Source organism: Cupriavidus sp. SIMBA_020 (assembly GCF_046535395.1).
GTDB classification, from domain to species: Bacteria; Pseudomonadota; Gammaproteobacteria; order Burkholderiales; family Burkholderiaceae; genus Cupriavidus; species Cupriavidus campinensis.
In genome coordinates this window covers 1-269 of sequence record NZ_JAWRWU010000670.1, presented here as the reverse complement: position 1 = coordinate 269, position 269 = coordinate 1, and the positions used below count along the sequence as shown (strand labels likewise).

Sequence of the window (269 nt, the reverse complement as noted above, 5' to 3'; positions counted from 1 at the left end):
CGGGCGATGGGGTGCCCATCGAGCGCGCCCTGAAGAAACTTGATCATCTGGCGGGCGTCTTTCTCCACAGCCGCGACCCTTATTCTTACCTGCTGGCACGACTTGTCGCTGCCAGTGCGCGGCGGTTTGTCGAAACGTGCTTGTGGCCACATGTTAGGCAACTGAGCGCAAACACGTCGTCGCGTGCGGGCGAGGCACTCGTGCAGTTTGCGCGGGCAGCTTTCTTGAATCGGCGCGCGCTCGTATGGCCCGCGCAGGCCGAAGGCATC

General features: G+C 63.2%; 1 protein-coding gene. It reads right to left on the bottom strand.

The features are described from left to right. Positions 1-269: hypothetical protein (locus SB751_RS31005; RefSeq protein ID WP_410749148.1), on the bottom strand; the 269-nt coding region annotated here is incomplete at both ends.